19 protein-coding genes are annotated in these 26,124 nt (G+C 64.8%); 8 read left to right on the forward strand and 11 right to left on the reverse strand.

Annotated features, from left to right (window positions below; all coding sequences use genetic code 11):
- Positions 1-5: 5 nt before the first annotated feature.
- Entirely contained in the window at positions 6-3,212 is a 3,207-nt protein-coding gene (locus LXM55_RS03530) for an ATP-binding protein (protein WP_233318613.1), read from the forward strand.
- A 29-nt stretch (positions 3,213-3,241) separates the two neighbouring features.
- On the opposite strand, the gene LXM55_RS03535 is transcribed toward LXM55_RS03530, so the two are convergent.
- On the reverse strand, positions 3,242-4,162 hold the full coding sequence (locus tag LXM55_RS03535; RefSeq protein ID WP_233318614.1) for a helix-turn-helix domain-containing protein: 921 nt from the start codon (positions 4,160-4,162) through the stop codon (positions 3,242-3,244).
- Positions 4,163-4,325: 163 nt separating this feature from the next.
- On the opposite strand from LXM55_RS03535, the gene LXM55_RS03540 reads away from it, so the two are divergent.
- From LXM55_RS03540 to LXM55_RS03550, 3 genes are read left to right on the forward strand one after another with little or no spacing between them, the layout of a single operon-like run.
- Positions 4,326-5,684: a glutamine synthetase family protein gene (locus tag LXM55_RS03540; protein ID WP_233318616.1), complete on the forward strand. Its 1,359-nt coding sequence runs from the start codon at positions 4,326-4,328 to the stop codon at positions 5,682-5,684.
- A gap of 47 nt (positions 5,685-5,731) precedes the next feature.
- Positions 5,732-6,820 carry a polyamine ABC transporter substrate-binding protein gene (locus LXM55_RS03545; protein WP_233318618.1) on the forward strand — a complete coding sequence of 363 codons (1,089 nt, stop codon included), beginning with the start codon at positions 5,732-5,734 and terminating at the stop codon, positions 6,818-6,820.
- On the forward strand, positions 6,817-8,130 hold the full coding sequence (locus LXM55_RS03550; protein WP_233318621.1) for an NAD(P)/FAD-dependent oxidoreductase: 1,314 nt from the start codon (positions 6,817-6,819) through the stop codon (positions 8,128-8,130). Before LXM55_RS03545 ends, LXM55_RS03550 begins: the two co-directional genes overlap by 4 nt.
- Positions 8,131-8,188: 58 nt before the next feature.
- Here LXM55_RS03550 and LXM55_RS03555 read toward each other — a convergent pair whose 3' ends face one another.
- Together LXM55_RS03555 and LXM55_RS03560 are read right to left on the reverse strand one after the other, a co-directional pair.
- Positions 8,189-9,154, reverse strand: a complete 966-nt coding sequence (locus LXM55_RS03555; RefSeq protein ID WP_233318622.1) for an alpha/beta fold hydrolase — start codon at positions 9,152-9,154, stop codon at positions 8,189-8,191.
- A 121-nt stretch (positions 9,155-9,275) separates the two neighbouring features.
- The gene (locus LXM55_RS03560; RefSeq protein ID WP_233318625.1) at positions 9,276-10,019 is read right to left on the reverse strand and encodes a TetR/AcrR family transcriptional regulator; all 744 of its coding nucleotides are present in this window, start codon (positions 10,017-10,019) and stop codon (positions 9,276-9,278) included.
- 365 nt (positions 10,020-10,384) lie between these two features.
- Here LXM55_RS03560 and LXM55_RS03565 point away from each other — a divergent pair, with 365 nt between their 5' ends.
- Genes LXM55_RS03565 through LXM55_RS03580 form a run of 4 tightly spaced genes read left to right on the forward strand, consistent with a single transcriptional unit; the run spans position 10,385 to position 15,062 of the window.
- Entirely contained in the window at positions 10,385-11,089 is a 705-nt protein-coding gene (locus LXM55_RS03565; RefSeq protein ID WP_233318627.1) for an ABC transporter ATP-binding protein, read from the forward strand.
- Positions 11,086-12,285, forward strand: coding sequence for an ABC transporter permease (locus LXM55_RS03570; RefSeq protein WP_233318629.1), 1,200 nt, complete (start codon positions 11,086-11,088; stop codon positions 12,283-12,285). Before LXM55_RS03565 ends, LXM55_RS03570 begins: the two co-directional genes overlap by 4 nt.
- The gene (locus LXM55_RS03575; protein WP_442799724.1) at positions 12,278-13,789 is read left to right on the forward strand and encodes a TolC family protein; all 1,512 of its coding nucleotides are present in this window, start codon (positions 12,278-12,280) and stop codon (positions 13,787-13,789) included. Before LXM55_RS03570 ends, LXM55_RS03575 begins: the two co-directional genes overlap by 8 nt.
- On the forward strand, positions 13,779-15,062 hold the full coding sequence (locus tag LXM55_RS03580; RefSeq protein ID WP_233318632.1) for an efflux RND transporter periplasmic adaptor subunit: 1,284 nt from the start codon (positions 13,779-13,781) through the stop codon (positions 15,060-15,062). Before LXM55_RS03575 ends, LXM55_RS03580 begins: the two co-directional genes overlap by 11 nt.
- A gap of 128 nt (positions 15,063-15,190) precedes the next feature.
- Here the strand turns inward: LXM55_RS03580 and LXM55_RS03585 are convergent, their stop codons facing one another.
- The 8 genes from LXM55_RS03585 to praA all read right to left on the reverse strand — a co-directional run bounded on the left by LXM55_RS03585 (position 15,191) and on the right by praA (position 26,042).
- Positions 15,191-16,894, reverse strand: coding sequence for an AMP-binding protein (locus LXM55_RS03585; RefSeq protein ID WP_233318635.1), 1,704 nt, complete (start codon positions 16,892-16,894; stop codon positions 15,191-15,193).
- A 19-nt stretch (positions 16,895-16,913) separates the two neighbouring features.
- A complete protein-coding gene (locus tag LXM55_RS03590) occupies positions 16,914-18,212 on the reverse strand; it encodes an acetyl-CoA C-acetyltransferase (protein WP_233318637.1) in 1,299 nt (432 codons plus the stop codon).
- Positions 18,212-19,102 (reverse strand): MaoC family dehydratase, encoded by an 891-nt coding sequence (locus LXM55_RS03595; protein WP_233318639.1) that lies wholly within the window; start codon positions 19,100-19,102, stop codon positions 18,212-18,214. The genes LXM55_RS03590 and LXM55_RS03595 overlap by 1 nt, the downstream gene beginning before the upstream one ends.
- Before the next feature lie 3 nt (positions 19,103-19,105).
- Entirely contained in the window at positions 19,106-20,458 is a 1,353-nt protein-coding gene (locus LXM55_RS03600; protein WP_233318640.1) for a 3-oxoacyl-ACP reductase, read from the reverse strand.
- A 30-nt stretch (positions 20,459-20,488) separates the two neighbouring features.
- A complete protein-coding gene (locus LXM55_RS03605) occupies positions 20,489-23,038 on the reverse strand; it encodes an acyl-CoA dehydrogenase (RefSeq protein WP_233318643.1) in 2,550 nt (849 codons plus the stop codon).
- A 276-nt stretch (positions 23,039-23,314) separates the two neighbouring features.
- On the reverse strand, positions 23,315-24,730 hold the full coding sequence (locus LXM55_RS03610; RefSeq protein WP_233318645.1) for an outer membrane protein transport protein: 1,416 nt from the start codon (positions 24,728-24,730) through the stop codon (positions 23,315-23,317).
- A gap of 123 nt (positions 24,731-24,853) precedes the next feature.
- The gene (gene praB / locus LXM55_RS03615; protein ID WP_233318647.1) at positions 24,854-25,345 is read right to left on the reverse strand and encodes an alkane oxidation protein activator PraB; all 492 of its coding nucleotides are present in this window, start codon (positions 25,343-25,345) and stop codon (positions 24,854-24,856) included.
- A gap of 205 nt (positions 25,346-25,550) precedes the next feature.
- Positions 25,551-26,042, reverse strand: a complete 492-nt coding sequence (praA, locus tag LXM55_RS03620) for an alkane oxidation protein activator PraA (protein ID WP_233318649.1) — start codon at positions 26,040-26,042, stop codon at positions 25,551-25,553.
- Positions 26,043-26,124 lie beyond the last annotated feature (82 nt).

Raw genomic sequence — 26,124 nt, forward strand, 5'->3', positions numbered from 1 at the left:
CCCAGGTGATATCACTGCCGCGCCCACTGTGCTTCGTGCTGACACTGTGGCTGGCGCTGCCTGTCTTCGCTCAGGACAGGGTGAAGATCCGCGGCCGGCAGCCGCTGGATTTCCTCGACATCCGCCCCAGCATCAATGAGCAGGCCTGGCTGCGGCACAAAGAGGCCCTGGTGGTGGGGATCGTCGGCGGCGACCTGCCGCCCTATCGGGAAATCAATCAGCGCCATGAGCTGGAAGGCATTGGTGCCGACTACCTGCAGGCCCTGCAGCGCGAGCTGGCGATCCCCGTCGAAGTGCGCACCTACGCCTCAACCGATGCCGCCTACCAGGCCTTGCGTAGCGGTGAAGTGGACCTGGTGGACAACGCCACGCAAGTCGAGGCCGAAGACTACTTGGTGCAATTGAGCCCCAGTTACGCCGTGACCGAACTGGCCCTGTATGCCGAGAGCGGCAACCTGCGCGACTACCGCCGGGACATTGCCAGGACCCGGGTCGCCGCCGCGCCCGGGATGGCCCTGGAGCTTTACCTGCGGACCGGTGGCCAGGGCCTGATCCAGCTCTACGACTCGCCCCGGGCGGCCATGGGGTCGGTGCTCGACGGCGACGCGGACATCTACCTCGGTGACTCGCTTTCCACCCGCTACCTCTCCAGCCAGTTGTTCAGTGACCAGCTGGTGATCAGCCACAGCGCACGGTTGCCGGAAATCCAGGTCGGGTTTGCCGTGGCCCGCGACAACACCCACCTGCAACAGTTGCTTGAACGGGCCTTGGGCGGCATCAAGCGCTGCCAGGTGGTGTCGACACTGAGAATGTGGGGCGGCACCGGCAATTGCGAGACCAACAGCTTTCGCGAACGCCTGGACGCCGATCAGCGCCGTTGGCTGGAGCATGCGCCGCCGGTGCGACTGGTGATCAGCGACGACCTGGCGCCCTATGCGTTCTTCAACAGCCGCGGGTTGTTCAACGGCATTGCCTCGGACCTGCTGGACCTGATTCGCAGCAAGAGCGGGTTGCGCTTCGAAGTCTCTCGGGTCAGCACCCGCAAGCAGGTCGATACGCGCTTGCGCGAGGCTCGGGCGGACCTCAGCGTGCTGGTCCGCAGCGACCCCAAGCGCATGTCATACCTGTACACCCGGCCCTTCGTCACCACCCCTTACGTGATCGTGCGGCAGATCGATGCGCCGCCGCTGGCGCCGCTCGATCGCAACTCCACCGGCTCACTGGCACTCGCTTCCGGCTACCTGCAGAGCAACGATCTGCTCAAGCACTACCCAGGGCTCTGGGTCCAGCAGACTTCCAGCGTCGCCGAGGCCCTGAACCGGGTGCGCCAGGGCAAGGTCGATTTCACCCTGGCACCGAGCAACTTGGCGAACTATTACCTGTCCTTCAAGTTCCAGAACAGCTTGAAGATCCACGGCATGATGCCCGGCCAGGAAGCACGGATCGCTTTCGCCGCGCCCGAGAGCCAGCCGCAACTGATCGCCATCCTCGACCAGGCGATGGCCGAGGTCAGCCCCGAGGAGTACCTGCAGATCCTCGGTCGCTGGCGGGCCAGCGGCAGCACCGACGACAGCTACTGGAAGGGTGTCACCGAGGTGACCTGGAAAGCCCTGGGCAGCCTGTGCCTGATGCTCGGGCTGGCCGCCTGGTGGATCCTCAGCCAGCGCCGGCGGATCATTCGCAAGCGCTACGACCTGCTGCAACGCCAGTTGATCCTCGACCAGCTGCGGGACGCCAAGGAAGCCGCGGAACACGCCAGCCGCAGCAAGACCGTGTTCCTGACCACCATGAGCCATGAAATCAGGACCCCGTTGAGCGCCATCGTCGGCATGCTGGAACTGGTGCTGACCCGTGACAACGATGCCGAGCTCAACACCCGCTCGGTGCATATCGCCTACGAGTCGGCGCAGAACCTGCTGGCCTTGATCGGCCATGTCCTGGATATCTCGCGGATCGAATCCGGGCGCCTGACCCTGCGCCCGGAAGCCGCGAGCCTGCGCAGCCTGATCGAGTCGGTGGCCTGCGTGTTCGATGGCCTGGCGCGTCAGAAGCAGCTCGACATTCATCTGCAGTTCGATGCCTGGGCTGGCGTGCAGGTGTGGGTTGACGGCCTGAAGTTCAAGCAGATCATCTCCAACCTGCTGAGCAACGCGATCAAGTTCACCGAACAGGGCGACATTCACATCCGTTGCCTGGGCCAGGTAAAAGATCAACACTCGCTGAGTTTCTGCGTCGAGGTGATGGACACCGGCCCGGGCATTCCGGCCTCGCAGATCCAGAAGATTTTCACCCCGTTCTTCGAGGTCGACAGCGTGGTCAGCAACCCCAATGCCGGCTCGGGGTTGGGCTTGTCCATCAGCCACTCACTGACCCAATTGATGAGCGGCAGCCTGAAGGTCCAGAGCGAACTGGGGGTAGGAACCTGTATGACGTTCAAAGCCTGTTTCCAGCGCGTCACCGACGAGCGCAGCAGCGCCAGCGACAGCCTGCAGCCGGCGCTGCTCAACAGCACCGAGCAGCCCCTGAGCGTGTTGCTCGTCGAAGACCATCTGCCCAGCCAGTACCTGCTGAATCAACAGATCAGCTACCTGGGGCACGACACCCTGATTGCCTACAACGGCCTGGAGGGCCTGGCCATGTGGCAGGAGCATGACGTCGACATCATCATCACCGACTGCAACATGCCGCAGATGAATGGCCATGAAATGAGCCTGGCGATCCGGCGCATGGAGCGCCAGATGGGCGTCCGCCCCTGCACCATCATCGGCCTGACGGCCGGGGCGCAGCGCGAGGAACTGGAACGTTGCCTGGCCTCGGGCATGGACAGCGCCCTGTCCAAGCCGATCAGCCTCGCCGGCCTGAACCGCCTGATCCCCAAGTTGAGCCGCAACAGCCCTAGCGAACCAGCCGCTGCGGTTTCGTTGAATGGCGACGTCCAGGCGGCCATGGCCGAGCACGTGATCAGCAGCAACAGCGAAGAGCTGCAGGCTCTGCGCAAGGCTCTGGCCAGCGGCAATCACCCGGCCCTGAAAAGCATTGCCCACAAGCTCAAGGGCACCGCCTACCTGCTCAACGCCAAGCACCTGCTGGAGCTGTGCGTGGGCTTGGAGGAACTGGTCGCCAAGGCCGCCGATGCGCAGCAGGTTGCCCGCGCGGTGACCCGGCTGGAACAGGCGCTGCGCGACCTCAACCAGTCCTTGCAAGTGCACTGACAGGCCCGCGCGGAATGCGTTCGGGTCGCCTAGCGATGCCGGGCGCCAGGCGCGCAACGCTTCAGGGTCTGGCTCGGCAGCTCCTTGAACAGCGCCCGATAGCTGCTGGAAAACCGCCCCAGGTGCCAGAACGACCACTGCATCGCCACTTCGGCCACGGTGGTTTCCAATGGCCCACGCCTGAGCAGCTCGCGGTGCGCGCTGTTCAGCCGGCGCAAGCGCAACCATTGGCTGGGGGCCATTCCGGTAAAGGCCTTGAACGCGCTCTGCAACTGGCGCAGGGAGACCCCGGCCACCTGGGACAGCTCCAGCAGGTTGAGGGTTTCCTCGGGGACATCGGCGGCCCACTGCGCCACGCGCTGCATGATCGCCCGCTCTTCGCTGCGCCGTTGCAGGCCGCCACGGTCCAGGCGCACGCAGGCGTTGTCGAGGATGTACAGGCAGTCGTCCAGCAATTGCTGGGTCAAGGCTTCGCGGCTGGGTGGGTCGAGGGCCTGGGACAAACGGGTCAGGGTTGAACTCAACCAGCGACAGAACAAGGCGTTCTGCTGGCTGCAAAGCGGCGCCATGAACAAGCCGTCGAGGCGCTCCAGCCCCAGGCCCTGGCCCTGGACGAACGCGGGGCCGAACACCACCGCCACTTCCTGGTAGTTCTCCGGGGTGATCCAGATATTGCGGCTCTCGCCATTGAGCACGTACAGGGCGTTGTCGCTGCGGTCGAAACAGAACGCCAGGGCGCCTTGCGGAGCGCTGAAATTCTGCTCGACCCGAGTGTTCATGCATTCCTCGTAGATCTCCACGCCCTGCAGGTCGAGGTAGCGCACCAGGCCGTTGAAATGCCCGGGGGACATCTGCTGGTAATGCTGGACCCAACCCGGGGTGGCACGGATCTGATCGGCGACATCGAAGGTGTTGAACGCTTGGACCTGAAGCGGATTGGACACTGTCATCGGGGGACCTTGCGCACTCTTTTGGTGCGCTTTGGTGCTGCTTAAAGTGGATAGATGGAACAACAAGGCTCGCCCAAGATAGTCGCCAATGCGCCGCAGGGGAAGCCTTGCCGGGATACTCCCGCTCACCTCGGAGCAGACAAAAACAATCATCGAGGTCTTTATGAACGCCCCTTTCGATCAGCTTTCTTCCTGGCTGAAAGATCACAAGATTACCGAAGTCGAGTGCGTGGTCAGCGACCTGACCGGCATTGCCCGCGGCAAGATCGCACCCACCAACAAGTTCCTGCACGAGCGCGGCATGCGCCTGCCGGAAAGTGTCCTGCTGCAAACGGTAACCGGGGATTTTGTCGACGACGACCTGTACTACGAACTGCTGGACCCGGCGGACATCGACATGGTCTGCCGCCCCGACTCGTCATCGATCTACCTGGTGCCCTGGGCCATCGAACCCACCGCCATCGTCATCCACGACACCTTCGACAAGTTCGGCAACCCCATCGAGCTGTCGCCGCGCAACGTGCTGAAAAAGGTTCTGCAGCTGTACACCGACAAGGGCTGGCAGCCGATCGTCGCCCCGGAAATGGAGTTCTACCTGACCCAGCGCTGCGAGGACCCGGACCTGCCGCTCAAGGCCCCGCTGGGCCGTTCCGGTCGCGCGGAAAGCGGCCGCCAGTCGTTCTCCATCGACGCCGCCAACGAATTCGATCCGCTGTTCGAAGACGTCTATGACTGGTGCGAAGCCCAGGGCCTGGACCTGGACACGCTGATCCACGAAGACGGCCCGGCGCAGATGGAAATCAACTTCCGCCACGGCGACGCCCTGGACCTGGCGGACCAGATCACCGTGTTCAAGCGCACCCTGCGCGAGGCGGCGCTCAAGCACAACGTCACCGCCACCTTCATGGCCAAGCCGGTGGCCGATGAACCCGGCAGCGCCATGCACCTGCACCAGAGCGTGGTGGACATCGCCACCGGCAAGCCGATCTTCGTCGACGAACATGGGCACAAGAGCCAGCTGTTCCTGCACCACATCGGCGGCCTGCAGAAGTACATCCCCAAGGTGCTGCCGATGTTCGCCCCCAACGTCAACTCGTTCCGCCGCTTCCTGCCGGACACCTCGGCCCCGGTGAACGTCGAATGGGGCGAGGAAAACCGCACCGTCGGCCTGCGCGTGCCGACCGCCAGCCCGGAAGCCATGCGCGTGGAAAACCGCCTGCCCGGGGCCGACGCCAACCCCTACCTGGCGATCGCCGCCAGCCTGCTGTGCGGCTACCTGGGCATGGTCGAAGGCATCGAGCCCAGCGCCGCGGTGGAAGGCCGGGCCTATGAGCGCCGCAACCTGCGCCTGCCGATCACCATCGAGGACGCCCTGGCGCACATGGAGGACTGCCCGACCATCGAGCAGTACCTGGGGCGCAAGTTCGTCCGTGGCTACGTCGCGGTTAAGCGCGCCGAGCACGAGAACTTCAAGCGTGTGATCAGCTCCTGGGAACGCGAGTTCCTGCTGCTCAGCGTCTGATTCCCCAGCGTCTGCAATCAATAAAAACAACCCGAAGAGGTGTCGATATGCGTCTTTTGCAAGCAGTGATCCCGGCAGCACTGGCGGCCTTGATGAGCGCCGCCGTCCAGGCACAACCCAGTGTCAGCGTGTACAACTGGACCGACTACATCGGCCAGACCACCCTCGCCGACTTCCAGGGCAAGACCGGGGTCAAGGTGATCTACGACGTCTTCGACTCCAACGAAACCCTGGAGGGCAAGTTGCTGGCCGGGCGCACCGGCTACGATGTGGTGGTGCCCTCCAACCATTTCCTGGCGCGCCAAGTGAAGGCCGGCGCGTTCCTCAAGCTGGACCGCTCGCAGTTGCCCAACTGGCAGAACCTGGACCCCAAGCTGCTGGCCCTGCTGGAGCAGAACGACCCCGGCAATCAGTACTCGGTGCCCTACCTGTGGGGCACCAACGGCATCGGCTACAACGTCGACAAGGTCAAGCAGGTGCTGGGCATCGACCACATCGACTCCTGGGCGGTGCTGCTGGAGCCTGCGAACCTGAAAAAGCTCCAGCAATGCGGGGTGTCGATGATGGACTCGCCGGATGAAGTGTTCCCGGCGGTACTCAACTACCTGGGCCTGGACCCGCGCAGCGAGAAGCCCGAGGACTACCAGAAGGCCGAGGCCAAGCTGCTGACCCTGCGCCCGTACATCACCTACTTCCACTCCTCCAAGTACGTCTCGGACCTGGCCAACGGTGATATCTGCATCGCCTTCGGTTATTCCGGGGACGTGTTCCAGGCCGCCAACCGCGCCAAGGAAGCCAAGAACGGGGTGAACATCGCCTACTCGATTCCCAAGGAAGGCAGCAACCTGTGGTTCGATTTGCTGGCGATTCCCACCGATGCCGGCAACGTCAAGGAGGCCCACGCCTTCATCAACTACCTGCTGGACCCGCAGGTGATCGCCAAGGTCAGCGCCTACGTCGGCTACGCCAACCCCAACCCAGGTTCACAGCAGTACATGGACGCCGAACTGGTGCACAACCCCGAGGTGTACCCGCCGCAGGCCGTGCTCGACAAGCTCTACATCTCCAGCACCCAGTCGCCGGCCATCATGCGTTTGATGACCCGTTCCTGGAGCAAAGTGAAGTCCAACAAATGATTCAGCCAAACCTTACAGGCAGCGCCAACGGGCATGCCCGCTCCTACTACGCCGCCTCGGCCGGCAGCCTGCCCGGCTTCCCGTCCCTGGACGGCGACCTGAGTGCCGACGTCTGTGTCATCGGCGGCGGCTTCACCGGGGTCAACTGCGCCATTGAACTGGCCCAGCGCGGGCTGTCGGTGATCCTCCTGGAAGCCCGGCGCATTGGCTGGGGCGCCAGCGGGCGCAACGGCGGCCAGCTGATTCGCGGCATTGGCCACGACGTCAGCGGCTTCGCCCGCTACGTCGGCCAGGATGGGGTCAGATACCTTGAGCACGCGGGGATCGAGTCGGTGGACGTGGTGCGCCAGCGCATCGCCGAACACGCCATCGATTGCGACCTGCGCTGGGGCTTCTGCGAGCTGGCCAATACCCCGGCGCAGTTCGCCGCCTTCCAGAGCGAGCAGGACAGCCTGGTGCAATTGGGCTACCGCCACCCGACCCGGCTGGTGGCGCCCCGGGACATGCAGGATGTGGTGGCCTCGTCGGTGTACGCCGGCGGGCTGGTGGACATGGGCTCGGGGCACCTGCACCCGCTCAAGCTGGTGCTGGGCGAGGCGCGGGTCGCGGCGAGCCTGGGGGTGCGGATGTTCGAGCAGAGCCCGGTGCTGGAACTGATCCACGGCGACACCGCGAAAGTGCGCTGCGCCGCCGGTACGGTCAGCGCCGGGCGCCTGGTGCTGGCCTGCAACGCCCATCTGGAGGACCTGGAGCCACGGCTGGGCGGCAAGGTGCTGCCGGCCGGCAGCTACATCATCACCACCCAGCCACTGCCCGAAGCCCGGGCCCGGCAACTGATCCCCGGCAACCTGGCGCTGTGCGACCAGAAGGTCGGCCTGGACTACTACCGACTGACCGCGGACCGGCGCCTGCTGTTCGGCGGTGCCTGTCATTACTCGGGGCGTGATCCGGCGGATATCGCCGGCTACATGCGGCCGAAGCTGCTCAAGGTGTTCCCGCAGTTGCAGGATGTCGCCATCGACTACCAGTGGGGCGGCAAGATCGGCATCACCGCCAATCGTTTCCCCCAGGTCGGGCGCCTGCAGCAATACCCCAATGTGTATTACGCCCAGGGGTATTCCGGGCATGGCTTGAACGTCACCCACTGGACCGCCCGCCTGCTGGCCGAAGCGATCCATGCCGGCCACAGCCAGGGCCTGGATGTGTTCAGCGCCGTGCCGCACATGACCTTCCCCGGTGGACCGGCGCTGCGCGCGCCGCTGCTGGCCCTGGGCATGCTCTGGCACCGGGTGCGAGAAATGCTGGGTTGACGGCCCATCGCTGGCAGCGCCCGGCCCCGCAGCAGCCGGCTTGCCGGCGAGCCCGCGCCTAGGCGCGGTCAGGCCCCGACACAAAGCGTCGCTGCAGAAAATCCAGCAACAGTGCATTGACTCGCTGCGGCTGTTCGCTCTGGATCCAGTGCCCGCAATCCGCCAGCAGGTGCTGCTCCAGATCAACCACCTTGGCGGGCATGCGCTTGACCGTGTGTGCCTCCAGTACGCCCACCGGGTCCTGGTCCCCGAGCAGGAACAAGGTCGGTTGCCGGACCAGGGCATCGGCGAGGAACTCGGTGCGCTGCCAGTTGCGTTCGAAGTTGCGGTACCAGTTCAGCGCGCCGCGAAAGCCGCGCCCGGCGAAGGTCTGGCGATAGGCCTGGAAATCTTCCGCGCTGCACCAATGCGGCAGCCCGTCGGGCACTGTCACCCCATCGAACAACCAGGCATCGGCCGGCTTGCTTTGCAGCAGCGCGCCGACATTGCCCATGAACAGGCGCAGGCTGGCGTCGATATCGGCGTCCAGTTCGGCTTCGGCAAGCCCCGGTTGCTGGAAATACAGGATGTAATTGAAGTGCTCGCCATGCACCTCGCGCATAATCTCGCTGGCCGGGCGTTTCGGCCGTCCGGCAAAAGGCACTGACAGGGTCACCAGCGCCGCCACTCGCTGCGGCTCCAGCAACGCCAGATGCCAGGCCACGGGGGCGCCCCAGTCGTGGCCGACGATGCACACCCGCTGCTGATGGAACGCGTCCATGGCCTGCTGGATGTCGGCGCACAGGGTCAGCAAGTCATAGGCTTCGACCGCCTCGGGCGCCGAGCTGCGGCCATAGCCGCGCATTTCCGGGACGAACACCCGGAACCCCGCCGCCACCAGCGCCGGCACCTGATAGCGCCAGGAATGCCAGCACTCGGGAAAGCCGTGCAGCAGCCACACCGGCTGCCCGTGCTCGGGGCCACTGACCCAGACACTGAGCTCGATGCCGTTGACGGCCAGAACATGCTGTTGAGAGGAAGTCATGGCGAGTGCTCCAAGGCAGAGGCAAGGAGCAGAACCTAGCAGATGCGCCCCCGCGCCCCGAGAATCATTGATGCGTCGAATGATCCTGCTGCGCTCTCGGGGCGGGCCGCTCAGCCGGGCATTACCCGACCAGGGAGTGGGATTGCTGGCGGATCAGGCGCTGTGTATCGAGGACTTTCTCCAGCGCCTGCTCGGAATCGGGGTCCTGCATCGGCGCGCGAATCGCCGCCGACACCAAGCTGATCAACTTGGCCATGACCTCAGCATCGGTGGCCGGCCGCCCCAGGCTCATGGCTTGCATCAGCAGGCGCAGTTCGGTGCCGGCCATCACCCCGGAAATCGCCTTGAGGGCAAATTGCAGGCGCACCCCCAGTTCGTTGCGCGGCAGGTCCGGCAAGGCCAGGGCGAACGCCTTGAAGAAGCGCTCGAACACCGGCTGGTAATGCTCCTTGAGGTATTCCTGGATGAACGGCGACGTGTCGCTGTAGACCCGGCCGAGAAAGCGAATGAACGAACGCCCCTCGACCCCACCGCTCTCGCCACTGCGCTCAAGGCCCATGGCCGGGGCAAACAGCACGCCCAGCAGGGTCTCGCAATCCAGTGGGCCCTCGGCCTGCTCCTCGCATTTGGCCAGGAGCTCCAGGCGTTGATCGTTGAGTGGCCCCAGGCGCTGCATCAGCAAGGCTTTCATCAGCGAATCCTTGTCGCCGAAGTGATAGTTCACCGCCGCCAGGTTGACCTTGGCCCGCTCGGTGATCTGACGCAGCAGCACGGCGTCGTAGCCGTACTTGATAAATAATGCCTCGGTCGCTTCCAGCAGTCGGGTCTTGGTGACATTGGGGGCACTGAGTTTCTTGGCGACCATGGAGGACTAACCTTTGCTGGGATGAAAAACTGACCGTTCGAACAGTGTTTTAAAAAAAAATTTGATTTTTTATACCCGCGAGGAGCCCTAAAAGCAAGCGCCTCACGGACGCCCCCGGCCCCGCAAGAACCTTTTATGACCCGTGAGTCCCCTGTGGCGAAGACTTTCAGAAAATCCTCAAAATGCCCTCAATTAGCCGATTCAGACGGCTGGCGTGGCTGGGTGAACGCAGTTACTATTCAAACAATGTTTTTAAAATAATAAATAAAACCAGAGCTTGACCCTGCCCCTGAACAGCGCTGTTGCGCGATCCATGCGCCCCGTTCCGTTCAAGCAGGCAGTCGAGCCAGCCGGCGCGGTAAGCGATGACAGAGACGATAATCGAGCAAGGTTTTATCTCCCTGCAGGGCATAGGCAAGAGCTATCGGCTGGCGGAGCAACCGCTCCATATTCTCAAGAACGTTTCCCTGTCCATCGAAGTCGGTGAAAGCTGCGCCATTCTCGGTGCCTCCGGCTCCGGCAAGAGCACCCTGCTGAACATCCTCGGCCTGCTGGATTTGCCCGACAGCGGTGACTACCGCTTCGCCGGCCACGATATCTTTCGCGCCAGCCCCGACCAGCTGGCGGCGATCCGCAACCAGCAGATCGGCTTCGTGTTCCAGAGTTTCAACCTGCTGCCCCGCCTCAGTGCCCTGGACAACGTGGCCCTGCCCCTGAGCTACCGTGGCGTGGCCCGTCGGGAATCCCTCGACCGGGCCATGCACATGCTCGACCAGGTGGGCCTCGGCCAGCGCGCCGACCACCGCCCCGCCGACCTCTCCGGCGGCCAGCGCCAGCGCGTGGCGATTGCCCGGGCGCTGGTGGGCGAACCCTCGGTGATTCTCGCCGACGAACCCACCGGCAACCTCGACAGCCACACCGCCCGGGACATCATGGACCTGCTGCTGGCATTGAACCGCGAGCGCCAGGTCACCCTGATCATCGTCACCCACGACCCGAACATCGCCCAGCGCCTGGAACGGCAGATTCGCGTCACCAATGGCGTGGTGCAGGAGGCCTGCCCGGCATGAGCCTCAAGGTCGAGCAAAGCGCCAGCCAGTTGCTGCATGAAGCCTTCGTCAGCCTGCGCACCCTGGGCAAACGCTCGATCCTGGCCTTGCTCGGCATCGTCATCGGCAGTTCATCGGTGGTGGCGCTGATCAACATCGGCCACAACGCCGCCGAGGACGCCGCGGCGATCTTCCAGGACATGGGCACCGACACCCTGGCCGTGCAGTTCCCCGACTCCTCGGCCAACCGCAATCCGATGCCCCCGACCCTGGATATCGAGCGCCTGTACCGGCAGCTGCCAGGCCTGATGCACATCGCCCCGGTGGCGCTGTTCAGCGGGCCGGTGGTCTACCAGGGCAGAACCAGCAACGCCAACCTGGTGGGCAGCACCGCGCAACTGGCCGAGGCGATGCGCCTGCAGTTGCGCGAAGGGCGCTTTCTGTCGGAGTTCGACGCCGGCGAAACCTATGCGGTGGTAGGCGAACACATTGCCCAGGCCCTGAGCCAACCCGATGCTCCCCTGCGCCTGGGGGACAGGATCCGCATCAACGACTACCTGTTCCAGGTCATTGGCATCCTGCGCGATCAACCCGCCGCCGTGCTGATCCCGGTACAGACCAACGAATCGCTGTTCATCCCGCTGCCGGGCATGCGCCGGGTGGCCTCGGCACCGCAGATCAGCAACCTGATCGTCCGCGCCGCGCCGGCCCAGGACATGAATCAGCTGGCGCAGGCCCTGGGCGATGCCCTGAAGCAGCTGCTGCCCGGGCGCAATGTCGAGGTGCAAGTGCCGCAAAAGATCATCGACGGCATGACCCGGCAAAGCCGCACTTTCGGTTACCTGCTGATGGCCCTGGGCGGCATCTCGCTGGTGGGCGGCGGGGTCGGGGTGATGAACGTGATGCTGATGAACGTCTCCGAGCGCCGCCGGGAGATCGGCATCCGCATGGCCCTGGGGGCCCGGCGTCGGGACATCCGCAATCTGTTCCTGCTCGAAGCGGTGACCCTGACGGCGGTGGGCGCCCTGTCCGGTGCGGTGCTGGGCATGAGCGCCGCCTACCTCTATGCCCGCGTCTCGGGCTGGACCTTCTCCCTGGCCTCCGCGTCCCTGCCCCTGGGCATCGGCAGCACCTTGCTGATCGGGCTGTTTTTCGGCCTCTACCCCGCCATCTCGGCCTCGCGCCTGCAACCGGTGGAGGCCCTGCGGGATGAATGATCGTGCGCGTCGTGCCGCCCTGCTGCCGTGCCTGCTGCTGTGCTTGCTCAACCCGCTGAGCCAGGCCGCGGCCCGGGAGATGAATGTCGCCAGCCAGGCGTCGGCTCCGAGCCTGCGCAGCAGCTACAACCGCAGCGCGCTGCTCAGCCAGCAGCAGACCGACCTGAGCCTGGGCGACGCGGTGTACCTGGGGCTGCGCAACAACCGCGGGATTCGCAGCGCCTACCTGCAACGAGTGGCGCAGAAGTTCGACCTGCGGGTATCGGAAGATGCCTTCAACCCCAAGCTGCTGCTCAGTGGCACCTACCAGGCCAACCGGGGCAGCAACGACGGTGTACGCAACGCCACGCTCAACCCCACCACCAGCCTGCTCGGGGAGTACGGCACGCGCCTGAGCATGGCCTGGCGCCAGGAGCTGAACAACGCCAACCACGCTGGCTATTACCGCCGCGATGGCCTGGACCTGGCCATCATCCAGCCCTTGCTCAGGGGGGCCGGCTGGGACGTGACCACCGCTCCGCTGCGCCTGGCGCGGATCAATGAGCAGGCCTACCGGCTCAACCTCAAGGCCAACGTGGCGCAGACCATCACTGACATCATCTCCGCCTACCGCGAGCTGCTGCGGGCCCAGGAGCAACTGAGCATCGTGCAAGACGCGCTCAAGCGCGCCAATGCCCTGCTGCAGGTGAACAAAGCGCTGATCGCCGCCGGACGCATGGCGGAGTTCGAGATCGTGCAAACCGAAGCCGATATCGCCAGCCAGGAACTGGGGGTCGAGGAAGCGCGCAATCAGGTGGACATCAACCGCCTGTCGCTGCTGCGCCTTCTGGCCCTGGACCTGTCGACCCGGATCCGCGCCAGCGACGCCCTGCAGGCTGCGCGCATCAGCATCGAACAGCAGGACGCCTTGCGCATGGCCCAGGCCCAGCAACCCACTTACCTGGCGACGCTGCTGGGCAGCCAGCAGGCCGACCTGAACCTGATCATGGCCAAGGACCAGAGCCGTTGGGACGTCTCCCTGGTGGCCGGGGCCAACCAGGTGCGCAACCGTTTCGACAATGACACCGGCAACGGTAGCGGGCGCAGCTGGGACAGTTATGCCGGCGTTCAGGTGCAGATCCCGATCGGCGACCTGAGCACTCGCCAGGCGGAAGTCCACGCCCGGGTCGACGTGGAGAACCAGGCGCTGGTCCAGGCCGACGCGCGCCAGGCCCTGGAACGCAGCGTCAACGATGTGGTGCGCGACCTGGGCACCCGCTGGCGCCAGTATGAAATCTCCCAGCGCGCCGTCGAGCTGTCCAAGCGCAAGCTGGAGATCGAGCGGGAAAAGCTCAGCGCAGGCCGCTCCAGCAACTTCCAGGTGCTGAGCTACGAGAGCGACCTGCGCAACAGCGAGAACGCCCGCCTGAACGCGCTCATCGCCTACCTCAACGCCCAGAGCCAGCTGGATCTGACCCTGGGCATGACCTTGGAGACCTGGGACATTGCGCTCAATGACTACTGATCAAAACAGCTCGCGCGCAGGCTATGTGCGGGTCGCCGTGGTCGCGGGCCTGCTGCTGGTGGCCGGCGCCGGCCTGCTCAGTTTCAGGACCCCGGCCGGTTCCGCCGTCGAGGCGCAGCCTTGGGTCGAGGTCAAAAGCGCCCCGCTGGTGCATCAGATCGGCCTGGTGGGCAAGATCGAACCGCAGCGGACCATCAGCCTGACGGCGCCTTTCGACGGCAATGTCCTGGCCAACCTGGTGGAACAGGGGCAGCGGGTCGAGGTCGGCCAGACCTTGTTGAAAATGGACCCGAGCCTGATCGAGATCCAGCTGCGCGAGGCCCTGTCGACACAGCTCAAGGCCCGGCGCACCGTGCAGGAGCTGCAGGACTGGAGCAACAGCCCCCAGGTGGCCCGGGCACGCCGCGCCCTGCGCACCTCGCAGATGACGGTCGGCAACTCCGAACGCAAGCTCAACGAGAGCCAGAACCTGTTCACCCGCGGGATCATTCCGCGCAATGAGCTGGATGACCTGACCCAGCAACTGCAGACCCAGCGCCTGGACCTTTCCGCGGCCGAGGGCGAATTGCAGCAAGCGCTGGACCAGGGCAAGGGAGAATACCGGCAGATCGCCGAGATGGAACTGACCAACGCCACGGTCAAGTACGAAGCCCTGCGCATCCTGCTGGCGGGCAAGGACATCCTCGCCCCGTTTACCGGCATTGTGGTTCCGGCGCCGGGCATCACCCTGTTACCGAATGCCACTGCCAGCGCCGGCCCGGTGCAGACCGGCAGCAAGGTCGGCCAGGGCCAGGTGCTGTTCGGCCTGGCCAACATCGAGCAATTGAAGATCGTCAGCAAGGTTTCGGAGCTGGACATCAACCAACTGCACCCGGGCCAGAGCGTCGAGATCCTCGGCGACGGCTTCGACGGCGAGCGCCTCAGTGGCGTGGTCGATATCGTCAGCAGCCTGGCCTTGCCGGGGGACGCCTCCGGCGGCAGCGCGCAGTTCCCGGTGAGCCTGTCGATACCCAAGCTCAGCCGCGAGCAACTGCAACGGGTGCGCCTGGGCATGAGCGCGCGGCTGACCATCATCACCTACCGCAACGACCAGGCGATCGTAGTGCCGCCCGCGGCGATCCAGCGGGCCGCGGACGGCCTGAGCGTGGAGTACCGGGCGGCATCCGACCAGCCAAGCCAGCGCGTGCCGGTGACCGTGGGCCAATCGACCCCGGAAGGTGTGGAAGTGTTTGGCCTGCAACCCGGCCAGGTGCGCTTGCCCAACGCCTTGTAGGCGCAGGCTTGCCGGGTGATTGCCCGAAGAGCCTCTAGCGCCCTCGGGCTTCTTGCATCCCTGCGGGCCGTTCGCAGCCTGCGGCAGCGGCTACACCAACCTCAGTGGGTAGCCACTGCCTCAGGGCCTCAACGCAGGGCGCGACGCAGGACCTTGCCGACGGTGGTCTTGGGCAACTCTTCGGTGCGGAACTCGACGTAGCGCGGCACCTTGTAGCCGGTGAGGTACTCGCGGCAGTGGGCCAGCAACTGCTCCTGGGTCAGGTTCGGGTCCTTGCGCACCACGAAGATCTTCACCTTCTCGCCCGTCACCTGGTCCTCGACACCGATCGCCGCCACTTCCGCAACCCCCGGGTGCAACGCCACCACGTCCTCGATCTCGTTGGGGTACACGTTGAAACCGGAGACCAGGATCATGTCTTTCTTGCGGTCCACTAGGCGGATGAAGCCCTGCTCGTTCATCACCCCGATGTCCCCGGTGGACAGCCAGCCGTGACGGTCGAGGACCTTGGCGGTTTCTTCCGGGCGCTGCCAGTAGCCCTTCATCACCTGGGGGCCACGCACCTGCAACTCACCCTCCTCGCCCAGCTCCGCCAGTTCGCCGTCCTCGCGCACAAAGCGCACCCAGGTCGACGGCAGCGGCACACCGATGGTCCCGGTGAAATCGCCCTCGCGCATGCGCGCGATGTCGATCGGGCTGATGCTCACCACCGGCGAGCACTCGGTGAGGCCATAGCCTTCGATGATCGGCACCCCGGTGACCTCCTTCCAGCGCCGCGCCACCGCAGTATGGGTGGCCATGCCGCCGGCGATGGCCAGTTTCAGGTCGGAGAAGTCCCGCCCGCGAAACTCTTCGTTCTCCAGCAAGCCGTTGAACAGGGTGTTGACCCCGACGATGCCGCTGAACTTTTCCTTGCGCAGGATCATCTGCACCCGCTTCACGTCTCGCGGGTTGGCGATGAGGATGTTGCGCCCGCCCAGGCACATGAACATCAGGCAGTTCACCGTCAGCGACAGCACGTGGTACAGCGGCAGCAAGGTGACGTTTGTTTCCTGCTGGTTCTCGTCCAGCTGATCGCCGACCCAGGCCTTGGCCTGCATCAAGTTGGCGAGGATGTTGCGATGGCTGAGCATGGCGCCCTTGGCATCGCCGGTGGTGCCGCCGGTGTATTGCAGGAAGGCGATGTCATCCTGCTTGAGCTCCACCGGGCGATGCTCCAGCACGCTGGCCAGCTTCATCATTGCCGGGAAGCGGATGGCCCCCGGCAGGTTGAACTTGGGCACTTGCTTCTGCACATGGCGCAGGGCGAAGTTCAGCGCCGCGCCCTTGAAGGTGCCCAGCAGGTCGCCGATGGCGGCCACCACGATGTTCTTCAGGCGGCTGCCCGGCATTGCCTGTTCCAGGGTGTGGGCGAAGTTCTCGAAGATCACCACCGTCTCGGCGCCGCTGTCCTTGAGCAGGTGCCGCAGTTCGTGAGCCGTGTACAGCGGGTTGACGTTGACCACCACGGCCCCCGCCAGCAAGGTGCCGAACAGGCAGATCGGGTATTGCAGGCAGTTGGGCATCATCAACGCCACCCGATCGCCCTTCTTCACCCCTTTGGATTGCAACCAGGCGGCGAAGGCGAACACTCGCTTTTCCCACAGGTCGTAGCCCATTTCGGTGCCGATGCTCACATAGGCCACCCGCTGGCGGTACTTGTCCACGTGCTCGAGGAACACTTCCCGCAACGACGGGTAGCGGTCGATGTCGGCCTCGATATCGCTGGGCACCCCCGGCAGGTAGGCGTTCAGCCAGATACGCTCGGCGGGTTGCAGGCTCACGACACTCATTGGCAGTCTCCTTGTTATTTTATTTTTCGACGATGGCGGTTACGCCCAGCCCGCCTGCTGCACAGATGGAAATCAGCCCTCGGCCACCGCCGCGCTCATGGATCGCCTTGGCCAGGGTGGCCAGTTGCCGCCCGCCGGTGGCGGCGAACGGGTGCCCGCAGCCCAGGGAGCCGCCGTTGACGTTGAGCTTGCTGCGCTCGATGCTGCCCAGTGGCCCTTCGAGGCCGAGTTTTTCCCGGCAGTAATCGGCGTCTTCCCAGGCCTTGAGGGTGCACAGCACCTGGGCGGCAAAGGCTTCGTGAATCTCGTAGAAGTCGAAATCCCCCAGGCCCAGCCCTTCCCGGGCCAGCATCCGTGGCACGGCGTAGGCCGGGGCCATCAGCAGCCCTTCGCTGCCGTCGACAAAATTCACCGCGGCGGTTTCCCCGGTGCGCAGGTAGGCCAGCACCGGCAGGTTGTTGGCGGCGGCCCAGTCTTCGCTGGCCAGCAGCACCACCGAGGCACCGTCGGTGAGCGGGGTCGAGTTGCCGGCGGTCAGCGTGCCGTTGTGGCGGTCATAGGCCGGGCCCAGGCCGGCGAGTTTCTCCAGGCTGGCGTCGGCCCGCAGGTTGTTGTCGCGCGTCAGGCCGCGATACGGGGTGATCAGGTCATCGAAGAAACCACGCTGGTAAGCCGCGTTCAGCTGATAGTGGCTGGTCAGCGCCAGCTCATCCTGGGCCAGGCGCTTGATCTGCCAGCGCTTGGCCATTTCCTCGCAGTGCTCGCCCATGGACAGCCCGGTGCGCGGCTCGCCGTTGCGCGGCAGCAGCGGCTTGAAGAACATCCCCGGGCGTACCTTGAGCAGGCTGCGCAGCTTGTTGCCGGTGCCCTTGGCGCGGTTGGCCTGGAGCAAGGTCCGGCGCAGGCCTTCGTTGATGCCGATGGGCGCGTCGGAGGTGGTGTCGGCGCCACCGGCGATGCCCACCTCTATTTGCCCCAGGGCGATCTTGTTGGCCACCAGCAACGCCGCCTCCAGCCCGGTGCCACAGGCCTGCTGCACATCGTAGGCTGGGGTCTGTGGCGACAAGGTGGTGGACAGCAGGCTTTCCCGGGCCAGGTTGAAATCCCGGGAATGCTTGATCACCGCCCCCGCGGCGAACTCTCCCAGGCGCTGGCCGGACAGGCCGTAGCGATCCACCAGCCCCTGCAACGCCGCCACCAACAGGTCCTGGTTGCTGTCGTTGGCATACACCGTGTTGGAGCGGGCGAACGGAATCCGGTTACCGCCCAGGATCGCCACCCGGCGCACCGGCGCCGGATTGAAACTGTACTCAGCCATCAACGAGCTCCCCCAATAAATAGACCGCGCATATGGGGCTTGTCCCCCGCGTTATTGCGCACTTCGAACTCATGGCGTGGGCCATCCGGCAGGCGGTTCCACAGGGTCACCGCGGCCGGCAGGAAGATCGGCAGCTTGAACTCGCAGTCCAGCTCCGCCGCCGCCAGTGGATGGGGCGGTTGCTGGGCGGCCAGGGCCCGGCCCAGGGTCCACATGCCATGGGCGATGGGCCGGCGGAAGCCGAACAGGCGGGCACCGAGCCAGGAGGTGTGAATCGGGTTGAAGTCGCCGCTGACCTGGGCGAAACGCCGTCCCAGATCGCCCCCCAGGGTCCAGCGCTGGGTGCGAATCAGGGCCGCGTCATCCAGCTTCAGCGCGCCCTCCCAGGGCTCGCCGATCGGGCTGGGCACGCCACGGCGCAAATACAGGCTGTCGCTTTCCCAGACCAGGCTGCCGCCACTGTGGGCCCGAGTGGCAATCGACAGCGCCTGCCCCTTGGGATGGGCCAGCCAGCGCTCGGCGAACACTTCCAGGCGCAGGGCCTGGCCCTCCTCCAGCTTCTGGTACTGACGGATGCGGTTGGCCAGGTGAACCATGCCGCTGGCCGGGTAGGGAAACCTGCGGTCGGTCAGCAGCAACAGGTGCAAGGGAAACGCCAGGGTATGGGGAAACGCCAGCGGCACCCCGTGTTCCCGGCGAAAGCCGCAGGCCTGGGCATAGCGGCCAATTTCGGCGGCCTGCAGCTCCACCGCCGGGCGCACCAGGCGCTGGGCCGGCAAGGCGGGCGCGGCGTCCAGCTTGGGCTTGCGCAGGCTGCGGATGCCGTCGTAGAGCAGTTGGCCGCGAGACGGTGGCGGTTCGATGATGCGAATGGCAGCGTCGGCATTCATGGCTCAGGCCCCCAGCAGGCTTTGCCCGCAGACGCGGACCACCTGTCCATTGATCCCGCCGGACGCCGGATGGGCCAGCCAGGCGATAGTTTGCGCCACGTCCACGGCCTGCCCGCCCTGGTTCATCGAGTTCATGCGCCGCCCGGCCTCGCGGATCAGCAGCGGGATCTTCGCGGTCATCTGGGTTTCGATGAACCCCGGGGCCACGCCATTGACGGTGATCTGCTGGCGCGCCGCCAGGGGCGCCAGGTGCTGCACCAGGCCAATGACCCCGGCCTTGGACGTGGCGTAGTTGCTCTGCCCGAGGTTGCCGGCGATGCCGGAAATCGACGAGACGCAGACAATGCGCCCGCCGGGATTGAGGCCCTGGCCTTCGAGCAGCGCCTGGCTGAGCAGCAGCGGCGCCTCCAGGTTGACCGCCATGACCTTGCGCCATGCCGCCTCGGTCATCTTCGCCAGGGTCTTGTCCTGGGTGATGCCGGCGTTGTGCACGACGATATCGAAGGCCCCGTGCTCGCCGGTGAACTCCAGCAGGCGCTGCCCGGCATTGGCCGCGGTGATGTCCAGGGCCAGGGCGCTGCCCTTGATGCCGGCCGCCGCCTGCTGCAACTCGGCCTCGCTCTGGGGAATGTCCAGGCACACCACCTGGGCGCCCTCCCGGGCCAGGACCTGGGCGATGGCCAGGCCGATGCCGCGACAGGCACCGGTCACCAGCGCCCGACGGCCGCCCAGGGGCTGCTCCCAATCGATGTGCCGGGGCACTTCCACCGGCTCGCCGATGCGCACCACCTGGCCCGAGACATACGCCGAGCGGCGCGACAGGAAGAAGCGCAGGCTGCTGTCCAGTTCAGCCTCGGCGCCGGGTTCGACGTACAGCAACTGCGCCGTGATGGCGCGCCGCAGCTCCTTGCCCAGGGAGCGCACGAACCCTTCCAGCGCCCGTTGCGCCACCGCCTGGGCCAGCGCCTTGCAATGCTCCGGTGGCGTGCCCAGCACCAGCACCCGGCCGTGGGCGCTCAAACGCCGCACATTGGCGTGGAAAAAGCGGTACAGCTCGTCGAGCTGGGCGATGTTGGCCAGCCCGCTGGCGTCGAACACCAGGCCCTGAACCTTCACCGTGGAAGGCGCGGTGATGCTCGCGGCCTGGGCTGCCACGGTGTCGGTGGCGGCGAAGATCCGTTGCAGCTCGCCCAACAGGCGCCCCTCGGGCGCCGCAGCGAGGACCACCGGGTTGATCAGGTTGCCGCCCTGCCCCTCGCGGTGGCGTTGCAGCGGCACCGGTTGCGGCAGGCCGGTACGCTGGGCCAGCCAGCGGCCCCACCCGGAATTGACGAACGAAAGATAACCGTCAGACATAAAGAGATCCCGATCCAATCCAGTAGAGGGTCAATAGGCCGAATCGCTGGCGGCCACCGCGTCTTCGCTGCTGGCCGCGCGTTTGCGCGAAGCCGGCCTGGCGCTTTGCTCGAAGTGCGCCTGACGCTGTTGCAGCGCTTCGAGCAGACCGAAGTCCTGGGGGAAGTCGTCGACCTGAATCGCGTGGTCGCCGTATTCCACGTAGCGCCCCAGCAGCTCGTCCTCGTCCGCGCTGATCAGTTGCAGCTCCAGGGCCTTGACCCGCCAGATCACGAAGGACTCGCGGGAGATCGGCAGCGGTGCCAGGACGCCCTGCTTGATCGCCGGCTTGAGCCGCGCCTCGATCAGGTCCACCTGCGGCTGCAGGCGGAACGCCAGTTCGCCATAGGCCAGCTTGTCGATGTCCGGCTGCGGGATGTAGGAGTCGGCCAGCAGGCGGTCACGGGTCGGGCCAGGGGTCTGCACCAGCTCGGCCACTTGCGCCAGCAGGCGATCCGAGGGTTTGCGCTGGGGAATGCCCAGGGGAAAGCTCAGGCCACGAATGATCCGCGCAGCCGCCCTGGACGGGTAGTTGTCCAGCACTTCGGCCAGGGCTTCATGGGCCCGCAGCAGGCAGTCCTGCGCGGCCCAATGCACCAGCGGCAGGTCGGCTTGCGGCCGGCCGTCGTCCTCGAAGCGTTTCAAGACGCAGGACAGGATGTACAGCTGGGACAGAATGTCGCCCAGGCGCCCGGTGATGCTTTCCTTGCGCTTGAGGGCACCGCCCAGCACGCCCATGGAAATGTCCGAAGCCAGGGCCAGCACCACCGACAGGCGCTGGATCTGCCGGTAATAGGCCGCCAGGGCCTTGTCGGTGTTGGCCGGGGCCTTGATCAGGCGCCCGCCGGTCAGCGCGTGCACGGCCGCGCGCACGGTGTTGGCGCAGACGAAGCTGATATGGCCGAACATCGCGCTGTCGAAATCTTCCAGGCCCTTGCGCCCGGTATCCCGCGCCGCTTCCATTTCGCGGAACACATAGGGATGGCAACGGATCAGCCCCTGGCCGTAGATGATCAGGCAGCGGGTCATGATGTTCGCGCCTTCCACGGTGATGGCGATCGGGCTTTGCTGATAGGCCCGGGCCAGGAAGTTGTTGGGGCCCATGCAGATGCCCTTGCCGGCGACGATGTCCATGCCGTCATTGACCATGGCCCGGGCCCGCTCGGTGACGTGGTACTTGGCGATGGCCGAGATCACCGAAGGCTTCTCGCCGGCATCCAGCGACGCCACCGAGACCTTGCGCACCGCGTCGCAGGCATACAGATGCCCGGCCATGCGTGCCAGCGGTGCCTGCACCCCTTCGAACTTGCCGATGGGCAGGCCGAACTGCTTGCGCATCGCCGCGTAGGCCGTGGTACCGCGAACCGCCACCTTGCCCAGGCCGACGTTGGCCGAGGGCAGGGAAATCGCGCGCCCGGCGGCCAGGCACTCCATCAGCATGCGCCAGCCATTGCCCACCTGGTCGCCACCGCCGATCACCCACTCCAGGGGAATGAACACCTCCTTGCCGGTGGTCGGGCCGTTCTGGAACACCGCGTTCAGCGGCCAGTGGCGACGCCCGGTATTGACCCCCGGGTGGCCGGTGGGAATCAGCGCGCAGGTAATCCCCAGGCTGCCCTTGGTGCCCAGCAGGCCGTCCGGGTCTTCGGCGCGAAACGCCAGGCCGAGCACCGTGGCGATCGGCCCCAGGGTGATGTAGCGCTTGTCCCAGGTGACCCGAAAACCCAGGACTTCCTGGCCTTCGAACGAGCCCTTGCAGACCACCCCGACATCGGGAATGGCCCCGGCATCGGAACCGGCATAGGGGCTGGTCAGGGCAAAGCATGGAATGTCTTCGCCCCGGGCCAGGCGCGGCAGGTAATGCTGGCGCTGGGCCTCGGTGCCGTAGTGCAGCAGCAGTTCGGCCGGGCCCAGGGAGTTGGGCACCATGACCGAGATCGCCGCCGCCGAGCAGCGGGTGGAAAGCTTCATCACCACCTGGGAATGGGCGTAGTGGGAGAAACCTTTGCCGCCGTATTGCTTGGGAATGATCATCCCCAGGAAACCGGCGTCCTTGGTGTATTGCCAGGCCTTGGGCGAGAGGTCCTGCCAGACCTGGGTGGTTTCCCAGTCGTTGGCCATGTCGCACAGGGTTTCCACTTCGTTATCCATGAACGCCTGTTCTTCGGCGCTGAGGCGGGCCGGTGCGGCGCCTACCAGGCGCGACCAGTCCGGCTTGCCGCTGAACAGCTCGGCGTCCCACCAGACCGTGCCGGACTCGATGGCCGCACGCTCGGTGTCGGACATGGCCGGCATGATCTTGCGAAACATCGCCAGGGCACGGCGCGTGAGCAACGCGCGGCGCAGCGGCTTGACGCTCAACAACGCGGCCGGCAGCACCACCAGCAACGCACCGAGGGTCAATCCTGGAGTGCCCACCAGGTTGAACAGATACGCGGCCGCCAGCCAGACCACGCCGACGCCCAGCCACAGGGCGGCTGTCGCCTGTCGATAAGCCAGCGCGAGCGCTGCGGCAAGTCCCACCAATAACCAGACAATCATGGAATACCTCTCTTGTTCTAACGAGACGACCACTAGGGCCCTGGGCGTTGTGCCGGCCCCCTGCAGATCACCCTACAAAGGAAAGAAGCTCGTTTCAAATTTTATTTTAAAATAATATTTTAATCGCTTTCACCAAAGCACAACGGCTGAACAGAGTCAGCCCGGGGTCATCGAGGACAATAGCTAGCAACGAAAATGAAGGCCTCAACCCAGGCTACGGCAATACCGGGCTCACGCCCCGCACCGCCGCACACCCAAGCCGGAACAGCGCTTGAATCAGAAGTGATAGGTTGCCGACAGGCTGACCACCTCACCCGAAGCTTCGACTTTGCCATCCAGCCGCGACCCGCCAAGACGATCCTGGTTCTGAGTCTTGATCCGGGCTTCCTTGACAAATTGCCGTGAGTAAGCGCCGTCGATGGTCAGCCCTGGAATGGCCTTGATGTCATAACCAAAACCCAGCGAGGTGAACCAGCGATCATTGTCCGGAATCCGTGGGTCACGGGTTGAGCCACGGGTCGGCGTCTCATCGAAAGCCACACCGGCACGCAGGGTCAGCTGATCGGTGAAACGGTAATCACCGCCCAGCGAATACATCATCGAGTCTTTGTATTTGTAGGGGATCGAAACGATGGTATTGCCATCGGACTTGAGCGTCAGGTCCTTGAACGAAGACCACTGTGTCCACAGCGCACTGACGCCAAGCGTGAAGCGATCATTGAACACGTGAACCCAGTCGATACCGGCGCTGGCCGGAATATCCAACTGAGCCGAAGCATTGGCGCCATCCGGATACAGCTTGAGCCCCGGATAGGCGAGTTCCACCAGGGATGGCCCTGAAGAAGAGTCGGTGTACGACCGGCCCAGTGCGTCGGCGCGGATATTGTATTTGCCCTCCAGCTTGTTCTTGATCTTGGCGTGGTAGTTCAGGCCCAGGGTGTCCTGCTCGGTGGGTTTCCAGGTCACCCCGGTAAACCAGCCGACGGAAGTGTTATCCACCTTGACCCGCATCAGGTTGGAACCCACGCCCGAAGGAGCGCCCGGCAACAGCGAGACCCCGGCGGCGCCGCTCAAGTTGAGGTTCTGACTGACAAAGCCGCTGGTGTGCTGAACGATGGCGCCCAGGCCGAGGGCGAACTGATCGTTGACCTTGAACGAAAAGGAGCCAGAGACGCCCGCTGTTTCGATCTTGGTGTCCACCGCAAAATCCTTGCCCTTCCAGTCACTATCCCAGGTGCTGCGCATGCCCATGGGAACCACTTGGCTCAGGCCAAAGGCAAAACGATCATTGATCGGCATGACCAGGAAGCCGGTCGGCAACCAGGCGGTAAAACCACCCTCGCCGCCATTGCCTTCAATCGGAGTCTGGGCGAAAGGATCGTCAATCGGAGAGCTGGAAGCCGGCTTGCCTTGGTAATCGTAGGCATTGCCCTTGTATTTGAGCTTGATCCGCGCGTAATCGACCGTCATCTGCGCCACGTTCTGATCGATGAACGCCATGGCCGCCGGGTTGTTGTACGCCGCGCTGGGATCATTCTTGAACAGCGAACCGCCACCGAATGCCCGCCCCCAGCCAGGGGTGCCATAGGTTGGAGTAGTGAAACCACCCGCTTGCACCGACCCGGAACTGATCAAGCCGCCCAGCATGGCCAGGCCGATGACTGTCTGGATCTTGTGTTTCTTATTATTCATGCCCCACTCCTTATTATTATCGACCGCGGTCGGTCACCACCGATCCGGGGGACTGCAACAGGCGCCCCTGACGAGGCGCCTGTTTTTTCAGCAAGTGATCAACAGGCTGAAGTCACCTCAACTTCATGGCGTTACGGTGAAGGCTGGGCTTGGATTGACGCTCAGAGCAGTGATCTTGCAGCTGCCAACGGTCTGCGCCGAAGGAATGCTCAGAGTGTTGGTAGCGTTGTTCCAGCTGATGTTGATGGCCACCGGAGAACTGCTGCAGTTGGACACAATCTTGAAGTTGACCCCACTCACACTGCCGGCGGTGGCGCTGGAGGCAGACAGGGTCCAAGGCAGGCCCAACAGGACCGGCACGTTGCACAGCGAGTTGCTGCCGCTGACGGTGGCGCCGGTGATCGAAGCGTTGGCGCCGTTGGCCGCCACGGTCCCGGTGAAGTTGATGTTGCAATTGACCGGGAGACCAAACGATGCCGGCGAAGACACCGAAATGGTGCCCGGTGCCGAGAAGGTCGCACCGGCAGGAGCAATGGTCGCAGCGCTGGCCATCGACGCGGCGCCCAGGCAGATGGCGAAGGAAGCTACGGATACCAGAGTCTTGATGCTTTGCATTGTTGTTTTCCTCAAGATTTAGGCAACAGGCAGTTGCCAGGGGGTTATCAGCCTTGCCAGGGGGTCGATGACGCCATCGGCTCTCGGGCTCGACCGAATTCGGTACTGGAGCGCGCTAGGGCGATACCGACCCGGCTTGAACAACCGGTACTTCCGGACTCAATCGCAGTTTCATCAGCGTCCCTCCATGGATTCTGCGTGGGCTTCAGGGCGCAACCCGGAACGTGGGCGGCATCTGGATCGATACGGTCTTGATGGTGCAGCCACCGTTGAGGCTGACCTGGGCCGCCTCGAGTTTTCCGGTGCTGTTGTTCCAGCTGCCCTCGGCGGTGCTCGGCCCGCAATCACCCCCCACCAGGGGCGCGTGCACGGTGACCTGGATGCCGGACATGGCGCCGCTGGTCTCGTCCTTGGCGATCAGTTTCCAGGGCAGGTGCGTGGCTTCCACCTGGCCGCACTTGAGCCCGCCGCTGAAGTCGACTTTCTCGACGCTGGCGAAGCTGCCGTCGGGGCTGACCTTGCCGCTGACCTGGATGGTGCAGTCGGCGTTGATGATGCTCTTGGCAAAACTGATGGGGCCCTTGGCGGTGAACTCGGTGTTGGCCGGTTCGATGCGCGCGGCTTCGGCGGCGCCCAGCAACGAGACCCCCACCAGAACCACGAACAACTGGGCGGTAAACAGAGGTGAAATAGACATCCGTGACTTCCTTACAGTTGCTTATTGTTGTTGTCGGTCAACTTGTTTAAGGACTTCCTACTGCGCTGCTCCCCCTTCAAAT

The sequence above is a fragment of the Pseudomonas sp. Au-Pse12 genome (assembly GCF_021341665.1).
Classification (GTDB): domain Bacteria; phylum Pseudomonadota; class Gammaproteobacteria; order Pseudomonadales; family Pseudomonadaceae; genus Aquipseudomonas.

What these genes read in the sequence shown, in the direction of transcription:
- LXM55_RS03535 (WP_233318614.1), bottom strand. Translation starts at nt 4,162, where the DNA reads ATGACAGTGTCCAATCCGCTTCAGGTCCAAGCGTTCAACACCTTCGAT.
- LXM55_RS03540 (WP_233318616.1), top strand. Translation starts at nt 4,326, where the DNA reads ATGAACGCCCCTTTCGATCAGCTTTCTTCCTGGCTGAAAGATCACAAG.
- LXM55_RS03545 (WP_233318618.1), top strand. Translation starts at nt 5,732, where the DNA reads ATGCGTCTTTTGCAAGCAGTGATCCCGGCAGCACTGGCGGCCTTGATG.
- LXM55_RS03550 (WP_233318621.1), top strand. Translation starts at nt 6,817, where the DNA reads ATGATTCAGCCAAACCTTACAGGCAGCGCCAACGGGCATGCCCGCTCC.
- LXM55_RS03555 (WP_233318622.1), bottom strand. Translation starts at nt 9,154, where the DNA reads ATGACTTCCTCTCAACAGCATGTTCTGGCCGTCAACGGCATCGAGCTC.
- LXM55_RS03560 (WP_233318625.1), bottom strand. Translation starts at nt 10,019, where the DNA reads ATGGTCGCCAAGAAACTCAGTGCCCCCAATGTCACCAAGACCCGACTG.
- LXM55_RS03565 (WP_233318627.1), top strand. Translation starts at nt 10,385, where the DNA reads ATGACAGAGACGATAATCGAGCAAGGTTTTATCTCCCTGCAGGGCATA.
- LXM55_RS03570 (WP_233318629.1), top strand. Translation starts at nt 11,086, where the DNA reads ATGAGCCTCAAGGTCGAGCAAAGCGCCAGCCAGTTGCTGCATGAAGCC.
- LXM55_RS03575 (WP_442799724.1), top strand. Translation starts at nt 12,278, where the DNA reads ATGAATGATCGTGCGCGTCGTGCCGCCCTGCTGCCGTGCCTGCTGCTG.
- LXM55_RS03580 (WP_233318632.1), top strand. Translation starts at nt 13,779, where the DNA reads ATGACTACTGATCAAAACAGCTCGCGCGCAGGCTATGTGCGGGTCGCC.
- LXM55_RS03585 (WP_233318635.1), bottom strand. Translation starts at nt 16,894, where the DNA reads ATGAGTGTCGTGAGCCTGCAACCCGCCGAGCGTATCTGGCTGAACGCC.
- LXM55_RS03590 (WP_233318637.1), bottom strand. Translation starts at nt 18,212, where the DNA reads ATGGCTGAGTACAGTTTCAATCCGGCGCCGGTGCGCCGGGTGGCGATC.
- LXM55_RS03595 (WP_233318639.1), bottom strand. Translation starts at nt 19,102, where the DNA reads ATGAATGCCGACGCTGCCATTCGCATCATCGAACCGCCACCGTCTCGC.
- LXM55_RS03600 (WP_233318640.1), bottom strand. Translation starts at nt 20,458, where the DNA reads ATGTCTGACGGTTATCTTTCGTTCGTCAATTCCGGGTGGGGCCGCTGG.
- LXM55_RS03605 (WP_233318643.1), bottom strand. Translation starts at nt 23,038, where the DNA reads ATGATTGTCTGGTTATTGGTGGGACTTGCCGCAGCGCTCGCGCTGGCT.
- LXM55_RS03610 (WP_233318645.1), bottom strand. Translation starts at nt 24,730, where the DNA reads ATGAATAATAAGAAACACAAGATCCAGACAGTCATCGGCCTGGCCATG.
- praB (WP_233318647.1), bottom strand. Translation starts at nt 25,345, where the DNA reads ATGCAAAGCATCAAGACTCTGGTATCCGTAGCTTCCTTCGCCATCTGC.
- praA (WP_233318649.1), bottom strand. Translation starts at nt 26,042, where the DNA reads ATGTCTATTTCACCTCTGTTTACCGCCCAGTTGTTCGTGGTTCTGGTG.